Here is a 14,155-nt window from a genome sequence, read left to right as displayed (position 1 = left end):
AGATATTCTTCCGTGCCCAAGATCCTCATCGTCGGCGGCGGATACGCGGGTTTCTACACCGCGTGGAAGCTCGAGAAGCACCTGCGAGCGGGCGAAGCCGAGGTCGTCATGGTCGACCCGCTCCCGTACATGGCCTACCTCCCGTTCCTGCCGGAGGTCGCCGCCGGGTCCATCGAGCCTCGTCACGCCGTCGTCTCGCACCGTCGTCACCTCAAGAAGACGAAGGTGATCCAGGCGAAGGTCACGAACATCGACCACGCGAACAAGACCGCGACCATCACGCCCGAGGGCGGCGAGAGCTGGCAGTACGACTACGACCAGGTCGTCGTCACCGCCGGATCCGTGTCGCGCACCTTCCCGATTCCCGGCATCGCCGAGAACGCGGTCGGCATGAAGTCGATCGAGGAGGCCGTCTACGCACGCGACACCCTCATCTCCAACTTCGAGAAGGCCGCGGCGCTCCCGAAGGACAGCGAGCTGCGCCGGCGCCTGCTGACGACGGTCGTCGTCGGCGGCGGGTTCGCGGGCATCGAGACGTTCGCCGAGCTCCGCTCTGCCGCGAACGCGCTGCTCGAGAAGTTCCCCGAGATCTCGTTCGACGAGACGCAGTTCCACCTCATCGAGGCGATGGGGCGCATCATGCCCGAGGTCTCGCTCCAGACCGCGGAGCACGTGCTGAAGGATCTCGCGAAGCGCGGTGCCTACGTGCACCTCGACACGCAGGTCTCTGACGCCACCGACGGCGTCGTCAAGACGAACACGGGCGAGGAGTACCCCTCCGACCTGATCATCTGGACGGCGGGCGTCATGGCGAACCCGCAGGTCGTCAACGGCAGCGACCTGCCCCGCGAGGCCCGCGGCCGCATCTCCACGCAGGCCGACCTGCGTGTGATCGACGAGAACGGCGACATCATCGAGGGCGCCTGGGCGGCCGGCGATGTCGCGGCGGTTCCCGACCTCACGGGCGGCGGCGTCGGCGGCATGTGCGTGCCGAACGCGCAGCACGCCGTGCGCCAGGCGAAGCGCATCGCGAAGAACATCGTCGCGACGCTCCGCGGCGAGGAGCCCGTCGACTACATCCACAAGAACCTGGGCGCCGTCGCGGGTCTGGGCCTGTACAACGGTGCATTCCAGTCGGGCAAGATCGCCCTCACGGGCTTCCTCGCCTGGGTCGCGCACCGCGGATATCACGGGCTCGCGATGCCGACGTGGGAGCGAAAGTGGCGCGTGCTGTGGGGCTGGTACCACAACTTCTTCCTCGGCCGCGATCAGGTGCAGATCTCCGCGACGCAGAGGCCGCGTGACTTCTTCGACGCGTTCGCCTCGCGCCCGAAGCCGAAGGTCGAGCAGGTCGAGGAGCAGAAGGTCGCCTGACCCGTCTCCCGCCGAAGGGCGTCTCTCCCGGTGCAATACCGTGGAGGGGCGCCTTTCGCTTTTCCGCCCCCGTAGCCCAATCGGCAGAGGCAGCGAACTTAAACTTCGCGCAGTGTGGGTTCGAGTCCCACCGGGGGCACCGACACGATGATGACCACGACGGTGCCTCCCGGCCGGCCCGATGCGGCCGAGAAGGCCGCGAGCCATGACCAGCCGTTGTGGACGTCGAGTCGGCGCACTAGGTGTATGAGGGCTGAACGTTAGTGACGCCGCCCCGAAGTCGAGATGCTGGCGGCCGCCCACCGGCTCCGCTGTGCGGGCGGTGGTAGTTGTAGTGGATGTTCCAGACGGCGATCGCGGAATTGCGGGCATCCTCGCTATTGAACTCGCGGGCGTAGAGCAGCTCCTCGGCCAGGATTCGCTGGTAGCGCTCAACCTTGCCGTTGTGGCGCGGGGTGTACGGCTTCGTCTTCTGATGTCGCGTGCGTCGTCCGACGATCCGGGCGAAGTCACCAGAGCGGTAGCAGGCCCCGTTGTCGGTGACGACCCGGTGGATGTGCGTGATGCCGTGCGCTGCGAACCAGACCTTGGCTCGGGTCAGGAACGCAGCAGCGGTGGCTCCCGTCTCGTCGGGCAACGGCTCGGTGTAGGAGAGCCGAGAGAATCCGTCGACGGCCGAATGCAGGTAGGCGTAGCCACGCTTCGCGCCAGCTGACTTGGCGCGCTCGACGGTCTTGGCCTGATCGCTGTCGCGGCCATGGGTGCGCCAGCCGCCGCCATCGGGGATCCGGCCGACCTTCTTCACGTCCAGGTGCACCATGTAACCGGGCCAGCGTGCATTGATCTTCCCGGGCTTGCGGTTGCTATCTCCGCCGGGGTCGATGAACCTCCGTCTGCCGAGACCGAGTTGGGTCAGGTGGCGGGTGACGGTGCGGCGGTTGATCGAGAATCCGAGCTCGACGAGTTCGTAGGTGATTCGACTGGCCGACCATTTGTGTTCACGCCGCCAGGTCTCGATGCGCTCGAGGACCCAGGTGGGTGTCGCGCGCGGACTCCGATGCGGAGTCGACGAGCGGTCTTGAAGTCCGGCGTCGCCGTGACATCGCCACCGGTTGACCCACTTCGACGCGCACGCCCGCGAGATTCCCATCTCGGCCGACACATGGGTGGTCGGCCGGGTCTTGCATCGCTCAACCAGCCGGCGGCGGCCTTCGATACTCAATGGCGCGTTGGCGTGAGTCACAACGCTCTCCTTGTCGTCGTGGCGGGCTGCGGCTCGCTGCGCTGGGCGGGGATTGCGGCCGCAGTGGCGATCACAGCGAGGAGCGCTACTGACATGAAGACGAAGGCGGCTCTATCGGTGCCCGCGATAGCGGCGGCGGCGGTCGCGGCTGCGAGGCCGATCGCACCGCCGAACTGCTTCGCCGTGTTCATCAGGCCAGAGGCTGCGCCAGCATGTTCAGGACGGACGCCCGTGGTGACGAGCGTGGCGAGCGGTGTGTTCATCAGGCCACCGCCGATCCCAATCATGACGGTCGGAACCAGGACTGCGACAGCGAAGGAGCCGCCGTCGACGACTGTCAGCCAGAGTAGTCCGGGAACGGCGACGACGACACCGGCCACGATCAGTGCCCGGGGCGCGCGACGCTTCATCAGGCGCGGCGTGAACCAAAGGTTCACGACCAGCATGCTGGCGGTGAGAGGGAGGAACGCCAGACCGGCCTGGATCGGCGAATAGCCAAACTGAGTCTGCATCCGGTACGTCAGGAAGTACCACAGTCCGACTTGGAAGCATGCCCCGGTCAACACGGTCGCGATATTGCCGAGGACGATCAGCCGGTCTCGTGCAAGATCGCTCGGCACGAGTCTGTGGGACGTGCGGCGCTGCTGCAGGAAGAGCAGGACGAACAACGCGACCGCGAGCGAACCCATTACGGCCAGAAGGCCACCCAGGGCTCCCTCACCTGCGACGGACAGAGCCGTATATGGCGCACGTGAATGCGGCTGTTGCGAGCCCTGCGCCGATGAAGTCGATGCGTCCCGTGCTGCACTGTTCAGTGGTTCGTCGGTGGAGAACGAGGGCCGCGATGACGACACCGGCCCCGATGGGAAGGTTGATCAACAAGGTGGCTCGCCAGGAGATCAGGTCGGTGAGCAACCCGCTCGCGATGTTGCCCAACCCGCCCCCAGCCAGGCTTACTGCGGTCCAGACAGCGATAGCTCGCGTTCGTTCCGGGCCCTCGGCATGGGTGGTCGTCAGCAAGGTGAACGTCGCCGGAGACGCCGCAGCGGCAGAGACGCCCTGTGCCGCACGGGCGGCGATGAGCACCCAGCCTTCCGTCGCGAGACCTCCGATGAGGCTCGCCAGGGTGAAGGCCGCCACGCTCCAGGCGAGCAGCCTCGCGGTGCCCACGACATCGGCCAACCTCGCGCCGACCAGGAGCAATCCAGCGAAGCCAAGACCGTAGGCCAATGCCACCCACGACGCGGCAACCTCGGACAGTCCGAGGTCGGCCTGGATCGAAGGCAAGGCGACATTCACCACCGAGACATCCAGCACGACGATCAGCTGAGCCAGACAGGACGTCCAGAGCCCGAGCCGTTGCAACCTTGTAGACATACCCCTCCTTGATACGCTTGTACCATGTGGTGCGAGCGTATCATCGGCGGAGATAGTGAGGAGTCTTGATGACGGAGTCGACGCGCAGAACCGCGATCATGGAGGCCGTCGAGCGCCTCCTGGCCCGCGGCGGACTTAACGCCGTCACCATGAGAGCCGTCGCCACCGAAGCAGACGTGTCCCTCCGACTCGTCCAGTACTACGGCAGCACCAAGGACGAACTCCTCAGCGCCACGCTCGACCGCCTTGCCGACAAGAGCGTCGAACGATGGCAGGCTCGTACCCGACGGCAGGGAGACGAGTCGCCGCTCGAGGTCATCAAAGCCTTCTACGACGAGGCACTACCAACAGATCGGGCGAGCCAAGATTTCCACCGCGTCGGCGTCTGCATGGAGGGTCTGGCGATTACCGGCCCCGACATGGCAGGGCAGGCCTATCAGAGACAGCTGAGCGGCCTTGAAGACCACCTTTCCGGCGTCCTGAAGTCCAGTGGTCTTAGCACGACAGCCGCACGCTGCCTGGCCCTGGAAGTGATGGCATTGGCCCACGGGGTCGGGACACTGGTCATGACAGGACAGCTTTCCGAGACCGACGCCCAGACGCTGATCAAGAACTACCTCGAACGGCTCGGACCACAACTATCCCCATGACCGCGCGGACGTCCTTTGCGACCGTCACGAACGTCCTGCCCCGCAACAACTAGGGTCGCACCCACAGGGGTGCCGAGTCATCGGGAGGTCGGGGCGTGGGCAGGCTGATCGTCTGGAACATCATCTCGCTCGACGGGTTCTTCGAAGGAGCCGAGAAATGGGATCTCCGTCTCCATGAGCACATCTGGGGCGAAGACCTTCGTCAGCTGAGCCTGGGGTTCGGTGAGGAACTGGGGCTCGTCGTCTTCGGTCGCGTCACGTATGAGGGGATGGCCGCGCACTGGGCGAGCACCGATGATGAGTCCGACATCGCGGTGTACATGAACGCCGTGCCGAAGCTCGTCGCTTCGCATACGCTCGAGTCGGCGAGTTGGAACAACACCGAGGTGTGCTCCGACATCATCGGCGAACTCACGAGTCGCAAGCAGTCCGTCGACGGCGCCATCTACGTCTTCGGCAGCGCCGAGCTGACCGACGCGCTCCTGCAGGCAGGGCTCGTCGACGAGCTGCTCGTCGGCGTCGCGCCTGTGCTGCTCGGTGAGGGGACGCCGCTGTTCAAGCCGACTCCGGAGCCGCGTGCGCTCGACCTCCTCGACGCTCGCGCGATCGACACGGGCGGGGTGCTGCTCAGATACGCGGTTCCGTCCGGCTCCGACCGCTGAGGTGGAATCCGGTGACGCCGCGTAGACTCCCGTACTCGTGGCGCGCTTCGGAAAACGTATCCTTCCTCCCCGTGAGGGGGTCACGGCCGCGCGCCTGCGCGCTCCCGGCGGCACTCAGACCCACGCCGGTCGCGACCTCCCCGTTCCCACGTCGATCCGCGCGTGGCTCGACGACGTCATCATCCCGACGACGCTCGGGCGCGAGCAGGCCCTCGGAGCCGAGGAGCTGACGCCCGCGTTCTTCACGGAGGGCGGGGAGCTGACGGACCAGCACGGCGGGCGCGTGGCGCTCGACGACGAGGTGATCCCCGGAGGGTTCTACTTCTTCCACAAGCCCGCACCGCCCGAGGATCGCGTGCCGTTCGAGATCGGCATCGTTCACGAAGACGACGATCTGCTGATCGTCGACAAGCCGCACTTCCTGGCCTCGACGCCGAACGGCGTGTTCGTGCGCGAGTGCGTCGTGACCCGACTGCGCGTCGAGCGCGGCGAGGACGACATCGTCGCGATGCACCGTCTCGACCGCGTCACGGGCGGCCTGCTCGCGGTCTCGCGACGCCCCGAGACGCGGGGGGCGTACCAGGTGCTGTTCCAGACGCGCGGGATCCGCAAGTCGTACCGGGCGCTCGCGTGGCTGCCGGAGGGGTGGCGAGACGGCGATCCGCTGCCGCTCGGTCTCGAGTCGGGCGAGGAGCGCGACGTCCGCTCGCGTCTTCTCAAGGTCGACGGCGAGCGCGCCGTGCGGGAGGTCCCCGGAGAGCCCAACAGCCACACCGGCGTGCGCCTCGTTCGCACGTTTCGCCACGACGGCCGCGGTGCGGGGGAGTTCGCCCTCGTGCCGCATACGGGCAAGACACACCAGCTGCGCGTGCACATGAACGGGCTCGGCATGCCGCTGCTGGGCGACCCGGTCTATCCGGTCGACGTGGATCCGGATCCCTACGACTTCTCGCACGCGCTCCAGCTCCTGGCCGAGCACCTCGAGTTCGAGGATCCGTTCACGGGGGAGACCCGTGCGTTCATGACGCGCATGAGCCTGGACCCTGCGGCGAGCTGAGCCCGCCCGCGCGGTTGCATGGGCGGGCTCAGGAGCGGGGCGTCAGAGGTCGGCGACCTCGCCGTCGGCGATCTCGGCGACCTGCGCGGGTGTCAGGGTGCCCCGATACACCTGCAGGTCGTCGATGGCGCCCTCGTAGGGAGCGTCCCACCAGTTGACGCCGAGCGCGAAGACGCTGTCGGCAGTCGTGAACACGTCGGGGAAGCCGGCTCCCGAATGGGCGACCTCGCCGTCGAGGAGCAGGGTGACGTCGTCGTCGTCGACGGTGAACGCGACGTGCGTCCACTCGTCTGCCGGGATCGTGGCGCCCGCATCGCCGTCGTACGGCGCGGTCGACCCGGCCCACAGCATCGTGTGGCCCTCGCCGAATCCGATCTCCGGCACGAGACTCACCCAGTTGGTGTCGTTGCGCGCGCCGAAGAACGTCGTGGAGAACGGGGTGAGTGCGTCGGGGCGGAGCCACAATGCGACGGAGTAGCTCGTCCCGTCGATGAGACCATCCGGCAGCCGGACCCCTGACGTTCCGTCGAGCGCGACGGCGGATCCGTGCACACCCGTGTCGAAGGCGACCTCGCCTCCCAGCGCGCCGATGCGGTCACCGGTCGGTCGTCCCGCCTCCGCGCGGTCGTCGTCGGCCGCGAGATCGCCGTCGAAGCGATAGCGGGCGACGAGGCCGGGTGCCGGCTGGGCGGGCACCGCGACCGTGAAGCTCGCCTGGCGGCGGGCGTCGCCCTTCGTGATCGTCGCAGTGAGCGTGGCGGACGCGTCGTTCTCGACGTCGCGCGTGACGGAGCCGTCCGCGTCGACGACCTCGGGGGCCGACGAGGTCCATGAGATCTCGGATCCGTGCGTGCCGGTCGTCGGCAGGTCGAGGTCGGCGATGGCGGAGCCGGGCACCTCCAGGTCCGAGAGGACCGCGTCGACGACCTCGGCGTCCGTCATCGCCGGCAGCGGGGTGCCCCAGACCGCGACGCCGGCCTCGGACACGGCGGAGAACGCATCGACCCACCGCTCCGATGTGGGGTCCCACTCGCGGGAGATCACGCCTCGGTAGGTGGAGCCGTCGATCGTCAGGGTGAGGCGGTCGCCGGAGCCTGCGCGCCAGCGCCCGTCGTGCGCTCCTGAGATGCGGCCGTTGCGACTGAGCGTGACGGTCTCCGCCGTGCGGATATCCGGAGAGATCGTCTTGTCGTGGACGATGACCTGGTAGTCCCCGGGGATGTCGCTGCGGAAGAAGCGCGACTTCTCGTGTCCGCCGGCGTAGCGGTGCGGGGAGACGATGGGCCAGCCGTCGGCGTTCATCGTCATCTCGTGTACGCGCACCTGGTGGAACTCACCCCTGTCGGGGAAGCGACTGTGGAAGATGAGCAGCTGCTCGCCCGTCTCGGGGTCCGTGTAGGTCGTGTTGTGGCCGGGCGAGACCTTTCCCGCGCCGATGCCCTCGCCGGGTGCGCCCACCTCGCGGGGGAACAGATAGTTGCCCATGAGCTTCACGCCGAACGGCTCGATCGTGACGTCGTCGAAGACGGGAAGGTCGGGATCGGAGCGGACCTCGCGCATGTCGTTCCCCTCCGCGTCGACGAAGGGGCCGTCGGGGTTCGTCGAGCGCATCACGCGCATGTTGTACCCGGCGTCGGCGTCGAGGCCGCCGAACGAGGTGAACAGGTAATAGTGCTCCGTCTCGGGGTCGTACATCATGCTCGGCCCCTCGATGCGGCTGTGATTGCCGCCCGTCAGGTGGGTGCCGTAGCCCTGGTCGGGGAACGGAAGGCCCGTCGTCGGGTCGAGCTCGAGGATGAACATGCCGCCGGAGAACGAGCCGTACACCATCCAGAGACGTCCGTCGGCGTCGTAGAACACATCGGGGTCGACCGCGTTCGGGTGCACGAGCGCGTCGTAGGGCGTGCCGTCCTCGCTGGGGCCCTCGCCGTCGCGGTGGCCCGACTTCAGGATGATGCCGAGGTCGGTGTACGGGCCGTCGACGTCGTCGGCGACCGCGACGCCGAGCGCGCTGCGGGGTGAGTCTCCTCGGCACGCGTCGTAGTACATGTAATAGCGACCGTCGTGCTCGAGCTGGATCACGTCGGGCGCCCAGAGCGTCTCGGTTTCCGCCCATTTGAAGGTCTCCGCGAGCTCTGTCCGGACGTCGTCGAAGAGCGGGTTCTCGGGCGTGACGTGGTTCGCCACCTGCTCGAACGAGACGAAGTCCTCGGTCTTCGCGGCGGCGAGATGCGAACCGAAGAGATAGTGCTCGTCTCCCACGGATACGAGGGACGGATCGTGCACTTCGACGTCGCTCCATTCGGGCGGCGCGGGATCGGGCGCGGCGGGCTTCGCAGCGGGCGCTGACACGGCGGGCGCTGCCGCGGCAGGCGCACCGGTCAGCGCGAGGACGCCCGTCAGGGCGAGCGCGAGCAGTGCGGGGGGACGGATCGGGCGGCTCGTCATGCCGGCTCCTCAATGTTCGGCGGTGAACAACTGGGACATGCTCCACGCATCGTCATCGATGCGGCGCCAGGTTACAACGTTGTAGAGAGTTCTACAACGTTGTATCCGATGGCGTCATCGTCGCCGCACGCGCGTGCGGCGACGATGACGCTCAGGCTCGGTCGGGCAGGCGGTCGCCGATGAGCGCGAGGACCTGGATCGCAGCGAGCCCGTACTGCGCGGCGTCGTTGGTGGAGACGCTCGGCAGCTCGTCGACGGGCGCGGGCACGGCGGGAGGGAGGATGCGGCGCACCTGCAGCTCGCGTCGATGCACGAGCCACTCGCCGATGCCATCGAACGCACGCCAGGCGAGATCCGTCAGCGCCTCGTCTCCGGTCTGCGCGGCGGCGTACGCGGCGAGACGGCTGTGCGCCTGCTCGAGGTGGACCCCCGCGATCGGCGCCCCCAGCTCGCGCTCCTGCTCGTCGGGCGAGGCGAGGTAGAGCCGGCAGTAGCGCAGCCACGCATCGCGGAACGCCGGCATGTCCACGAGATCGATGAGCTCGCTGCAGATCTCGACCAGCCCGAACACCGCGCTGAGATGCGACACGGAGATGCGGTCGCGTGCGGTCTCGAACCGTCCCGTGTCGAGGTCGTACCGCGCCTCGCCCGTCAGGAATCCCTGCGGGAGCGAGCCGATATCGGCCATCGTGCCGAGCAGACGATCGCGGCTGCGTTCGTCGCCCGTGCGCTCCCACGCCGTGAGCCAGGTGGCCGCGAGAGCCCCCCAGTCCGTGCCGAGCCCGACGGCCAGCGCGGATCGCTCGGGGCGGTACGTCGCCGCATCTGCGCGCACCTTTCGGGTTGGGTCGAGCGCGAGGAAGGTCTCATCGCTGTCGGTGAGCTCCGCGAGCAGGTCGCCCGTGCGCTCGTCGGCCGTGAGGTAGTACAGGAACCGTCGGTAGATCGGGCTGCTGATGCGCAGCTGCTTCGCCGAGCATCCCCAGTGCTGCACGTTGTGGCGGGAGCCGAGACCGCGGAAGCGGCCGAGATGGTAGACGTCGACTTCGCCGGTGTGGCGCGTCATCGCCTCCGCCATCCGGAACACATCGGATCGGCCCGTGCGGAGATAGGAGTACCAGAGCCAGAGGTCGGGGGAGAGCTCCGAGTTGTCCCATGCGTAGCCGCCGACGTCGTAGCGCCACGTGTGCCGATCCGCGTCGTAGGCGTGCATGACGTCGCCGTAGTCCCAGAAGCCGTACCAGCGACGCTGCTCCGGCTGCTCGAGGTAGAAATCGAGCAGCAGGTCGACGCTGTCCTCGATCTCGCGCCTCAGCGGAGTCGAGCGGTCGACCGGAGAGAAGTCGCCGAACACGCCCGCGTCGCGGAGGGCCTCCGGCGTCGGCTGGAGCAACGGGGGATCCTGCAGGTGCTCCACGTGCGCGGCGAAGCGCTCCGCGGATGGCGTGCGGTCCCACGCGAACAGGGTGAGCTCATGGGTGCGGGCGATGCCGTGCGCGTCCCCGAACCCCGGTTCGTAGTCCTCGTAGGTGATCTCGAGTGCCTCGAGCTGATCGGCGTAGCCGTCCTGGCCGAGCCCGTCGTGATAGAACCGCATGTCCATCGGCGGCTGGTCCGGGGCATGCAGCCACGCGGTCACGGTCGGGGCTCTTCCCGCCGCGTCGCGGATGTCGAGACGACCCGGGTGCGACTGCCAGAACGCGCGCACGCCGATGCCGAGACCGCCCTCCGGATCGCTGAGGGACACGACGCCGCCGGCGCGCGTGCCGGCGGCCGCATCGATCCAAGCGTGTCCCGCCCGCGTGCGCTTGCGCAGGGCGTACCCATCAGCGTTCGGCTGCGCCAGCGAGAAGTCGCTCCACTCGGGAACGAGGCCGATCCGATCCGCGACCTGCGGCGCCCACGTGTCGACGGGCGGTGTCGAGAGCCCGGCGACCTGTCTCTCGCGCACGTCGCCGCCGGGGTCCCGGCGCAGGCCGGTGATGCCGCGCACGGCCTCGGCGAACACCCCACCGTCGGCGCCGGCGAAGCGCACGTGCCGATCATGTGACGCGGCGCGCAGCGGGACACGAGCCGTGAGGCCGAGTCCGGCGAGGAAGTCGCGGTCGGCGTCGCCATCCCAGATGAACGTGTGCACGATGCGCACGCTCTCGGCTCCCGCCAGGACGACGAAGCGCACGGTGAAGGGGAGCCATTCTCGCGATCCGTCCTCCGCGCGGTGGACGCCGTCGACGCGCACGACCACGCGCACCGGACCTGACTGCTCGACCGACGTGGAGATCGTGTGCGAGCGACAGCGCGTCCGGGGTGCGGGCTGATCATCCTCGGCGGGCCCGGCGACCAGGCTCACGAGATGGCCGTCTTCGGCGACGGCGACCGATCCGCGCGCGATCTCACGGAAGACCGTGTCACCCGTGCGGTCGAACGTGATGCGCAGCTCGCCGTTGTCGACCATCACGCGGTCGGGTTCGTCGTCGACGATGACCGCGGCGGCGACGGGCGCATCGCGCTCGCCCACGGCCAGGCACGGGCGTTGCGGGGCGGCGCCGGCGCCGATCGCGACGCCCGACCACTTGACGGATCCATCCGGCCAGGTCGCGAGCGGCCAGAACTGCGCGGGCACGTCGCGATCGTCGTCCCGCATCCGCAGCTGCGACACCGATCCGACCGCGCCGCGGGGAAGGGGGACGCCCCACGTGCAGCCCTCGAAGGGCGCACTCGGCGGGGTGTCGGCGAGCCAGCGCAGGGAGTGAGAGAAGGTCTCGGTCATGAGAGGGCGTGCACCTCCAGGTTGCGGTAGCGAGCGACGAGGGGCGCCATCTGGCGGAATCCGATCCGGCCGCTCGTCGCACGCGGGCCGGTGGTCTCGTCGTCCGTCCAGGCGAACAGGGGCAGGCCGTCGATCGCGAAGCGCACGTCGGCACCGTCCTTCACGAGGTCGATCCGGTAGAACGTTCCGCGCGCGTCGACCACGGGAGGAAGCGGATCCGCGCCCTGGGCGACGAGATGGAAGCCCGGGGACTTCCGCAGATTGCACGTATGGAACGCGCGCTCGTCTTCCCATCTGCGGCGGAAGTACGACACGTGCAGCGTGCGGATGTCGCCGGAGTGGTACTGCGGGTATGCGCCGTCTCGCGGTGCGAGACCGTCTTCGAAGATGCCGCCGCCGGCGACGGAGGAGGCGCCGAAGAACAGCATCGCGAGGCCGGGCTCCGAGGTCGGGGAGAAGTCCCACGACACGCGGATGCGATCGCCGAACTCCTCCGGGCACCAGAACGTGAAGTGGTCGTCAGGCCCGCCGGCGGAGCGCAGCTCGACGGCTCCTTCGGCGTCTGCCGCCTGGACGGGGCCTTCGGCGATCCAGTCCGCCACGTCGGCGGCGCTGAGGAGCGGGTTGCGATACACGAGGGTCTCGGTCGTCATTGTCATCCCTTCACGGATCCGATCAGCATCCCCTTGGCGAAGTGCTTCTGCAGGAACGGATAGAACAGCAGGATCGGCAGGGTCGCCACGATGATCACGGCGAACTTGATGCCTTCGGCGGGCGGCAGCTCGCCCGGGTTGTTCTCGAGCACCGACAGGTCGGTGGCCGCGGTCACCTGGCGCAGGAACATCTGCAGCGTCCACATGGAATTGTCGGTGAGGTACAGCAGGGGCGACATGAAGTCGTTCCAGATGCCGACGGCGTAGAAGAGCGCGAACGTGGCGAGCACGGGCTTCGACAGCGGGAGGATGACACTCCAGAGCGTGCGCATCTCGTTCGCGCCGTCGATCATCGCGGACTCCTCCAGCTCGTTCGGGAGCTGCTGGAAGAAGTTCTTGATGATGATGAGGCTGAACGGATTGATCGCCATCGGCAGGATGAGCGCCCAGTAGCTGTTGAGCAGGCCCAGATCCTTCACGACGAGGAACGTGGGGATCATTCCCCCTGAGAACACCATCGTGAAGACGACGAGCGACATGATCAGGCGACGCCCGGGCAGGTTCTTCTTCGACAGCGGGTAGGCCATCGACGCCGTCAGGAGCAGCTGCACGGCCGTGCCGACCGCCGTGACCGCGATCGTCGTGACGAGAGCGCGAAGGAAGGCGGGGCTCGTGAGAATCGACTCGTAGGCACGCAGGCTCCACGTCTCCGGCCAGATGAAGAACGGGCGCGTCGCGATCTCGGCCTCCGTGGCGAAGGACCCTGCCAGCACGTAGAGGAACGGGACGAGCGCGATCACACCGACGGCGATCAGGAGGACGACGTTCACGACGTCGAAGACCTTGCCCGGCTTGGTGTTGAAGCGGTACCTCTCGCGGGCCATCAGAAGATCCCCTCCTGGTTGAAGCGGCGGGACAGCCAGTTGGCGCCGAAGATGAGGACGACACCGATCACCGCCTTGAACAGACCGACGGCCGTGCTGTACGAGTACGAGCCCTGGGTGATGCCCATGAAGTAGACGAAGGTGTCGAACACATCCGCGACCTCGCGGTTGAGCGAGTTCGTCATGAGATAGATCTGCTCGAATCCGGTGTTGAGGATCTGACCCATCTGGAGGATGAGCATGACGACGATGGTCGGCCGGATCGACGGCAGGGTGATGTGCCAGACGCGGCGGAAGCGCCCCGCTCCGTCGATGATGGCCGCCTCGTACTGCTCCTGGTCGACGGAGGCGAGAGCGGCGAGGAAGATGATCGTTCCCCAGCCCGTGTTCTTCCAGATCTCCTGGAGGACGATGATCGGGCGGAACCAGTCGGCGCTCGCGAGGAAATCGATGTCGGTCCCGAGGATCCCGTTGATGAAGTGGAACAGCGGGCCGGTGTCGAGCGCGAAGAGCAGGTACGTCAGCGACGCGACGACCGTCCACGACAGGAAGTGCGGAACGTAGATCAGCGTCTGGACGGTGCGCTTCAGCAGGTTGAGTCGGAGCTCGTTGAGGAGCAGCGCGATGACGATCGTCAACGGGAAGGCGATCGTCAGGTTGAGCAGCGCGAGGATCAGCGTGTTCGCGAGGAGCCGGGGGAAGTCGGGGCTCTGGAAGAAGTCGACGAAGTGCGCGCCGCCGACCCACGGGCTGTCCCAGATCCCGAGGAACGGCACGAAGTCCTTGAACGCGATGACGGCGCCGAACATCGGTGCGTATCGGAAGACCGCGAAATAGATGAGCCCGGGCAGCAGAAGCAGGTAGAGCCACTTGAAGCGCGACACGTGCACGCGGAACCCGCTCGCGCGTCGGCTCCTCGGTACGGTGAGTGCTTCGGTGTGATCGGTCTGCGGCGCCGGGACTTGGAGGATGGTCGCCATAGGGGAGTCCTGTCGATGAGGCCGGGGCGGGCGGTGCGACCGCCCACCCCGGATCAG

12 protein-coding genes and 1 tRNA gene are annotated in these 14,155 nt (G+C 67.7%); 5 read left to right on the top strand and 8 right to left on the bottom strand.

All coding sequences use genetic code 11. The annotated features are described in order from the left end of the window. The first annotated feature begins 12 nt into the window (after positions 1-12). Both KOL93_RS10385 and KOL93_RS10380 read left to right on the top strand, forming a co-directional pair. Positions 13-1,374 (top strand): NAD(P)/FAD-dependent oxidoreductase, encoded by a 1,362-nt coding sequence (locus tag KOL93_RS10385; RefSeq protein WP_221585285.1) that lies wholly within the window; start codon positions 13-15, stop codon positions 1,372-1,374. Positions 1,375-1,439: 65 nt separating this feature from the next. Further along, positions 1,440-1,513 (top strand) — tRNA-Leu (locus tag KOL93_RS10380). 99 nt (positions 1,514-1,612) lie between these two features. Here the strand turns inward: KOL93_RS10380 and KOL93_RS10375 are convergent. From KOL93_RS10375 to KOL93_RS10365, 3 genes are read right to left on the bottom strand one after another with little or no spacing between them, the layout of a single operon-like run. Beyond that, positions 1,613-2,617: an IS481 family transposase gene (locus KOL93_RS10375; RefSeq protein WP_221585284.1), complete on the bottom strand. Its 1,005-nt coding sequence runs from the start codon at positions 2,615-2,617 to the stop codon at positions 1,613-1,615. Further along, entirely contained in the window at positions 2,614-3,306 is a 693-nt protein-coding gene (locus KOL93_RS10370; RefSeq protein ID WP_221585283.1) for an MFS transporter, read from the bottom strand. The genes KOL93_RS10375 and KOL93_RS10370 overlap by 4 nt, the downstream gene beginning before the upstream one ends. Positions 3,307-3,334: 28 nt before the next feature. Next, positions 3,335-3,994, bottom strand: coding sequence for an MFS transporter (locus KOL93_RS10365; protein WP_221585282.1), 660 nt, complete (start codon positions 3,992-3,994; stop codon positions 3,335-3,337). 68 nt (positions 3,995-4,062) lie between these two features. Between KOL93_RS10365 and KOL93_RS10360 the strand changes: the two genes are divergently transcribed. From KOL93_RS10360 to KOL93_RS10350, 3 genes are all read left to right on the top strand, one after another. Next, a complete protein-coding gene (locus tag KOL93_RS10360; protein ID WP_221585281.1) occupies positions 4,063-4,644 on the top strand; it encodes a TetR/AcrR family transcriptional regulator in 582 nt (193 codons plus the stop codon). 95 nt (positions 4,645-4,739) lie between these two features. After that, complete coding sequence (locus KOL93_RS10355; protein ID WP_221585280.1) at positions 4,740-5,306, top strand: dihydrofolate reductase family protein; 567 nt, start codon at positions 4,740-4,742, stop codon at positions 5,304-5,306. A gap of 37 nt (positions 5,307-5,343) precedes the next feature. Next, positions 5,344-6,363: a pseudouridine synthase gene (locus KOL93_RS10350; RefSeq protein ID WP_308291614.1), complete on the top strand. Its 1,020-nt coding sequence runs from the start codon at positions 5,344-5,346 to the stop codon at positions 6,361-6,363. Positions 6,364-6,405: 42 nt separating this feature from the next. On the opposite strand, the gene KOL93_RS10345 is transcribed toward KOL93_RS10350, so the two are convergent. From KOL93_RS10345 to KOL93_RS10325, 5 genes are all read right to left on the bottom strand, one after another. Further along, entirely contained in the window at positions 6,406-8,811 is a 2,406-nt protein-coding gene (locus KOL93_RS10345) for a family 43 glycosylhydrolase (protein ID WP_221585279.1), read from the bottom strand. 151 nt (positions 8,812-8,962) lie between these two features. Continuing rightward, the gene (locus tag KOL93_RS10340) at positions 8,963-11,581 is read right to left on the bottom strand and encodes an exo-rhamnogalacturonan lyase family protein (protein ID WP_221585278.1); all 2,619 of its coding nucleotides are present in this window, start codon (positions 11,579-11,581) and stop codon (positions 8,963-8,965) included. Beyond that, positions 11,578-12,234: a YesU family protein gene (locus KOL93_RS10335; RefSeq protein ID WP_260406452.1), complete on the bottom strand. Its 657-nt coding sequence runs from the start codon at positions 12,232-12,234 to the stop codon at positions 11,578-11,580. Before KOL93_RS10335 ends, KOL93_RS10340 begins: the two co-directional genes overlap by 4 nt. A 2-nt stretch (positions 12,235-12,236) precedes the next feature. After that, positions 12,237-13,118 carry a carbohydrate ABC transporter permease gene (locus KOL93_RS10330; RefSeq protein ID WP_221585276.1) on the bottom strand — a complete coding sequence of 294 codons (882 nt, stop codon included), beginning with the start codon at positions 13,116-13,118 and terminating at the stop codon, positions 12,237-12,239. Next, positions 13,118-14,098, bottom strand: a complete 981-nt coding sequence (locus KOL93_RS10325; RefSeq protein ID WP_221585275.1) for an ABC transporter permease — start codon at positions 14,096-14,098, stop codon at positions 13,118-13,120. Before KOL93_RS10325 ends, KOL93_RS10330 begins: the two co-directional genes overlap by 1 nt. Positions 14,099-14,155 lie beyond the last annotated feature (57 nt).

Source organism: Microbacterium salitolerans (assembly GCF_019720895.1).
Lineage (GTDB): Bacteria > Actinomycetota > Actinomycetes > Actinomycetales > Microbacteriaceae > Microbacterium.
Note: the sequence above shows the minus strand (reverse complement) of the source record. Positions and strands in the feature narration are given on the sequence as shown.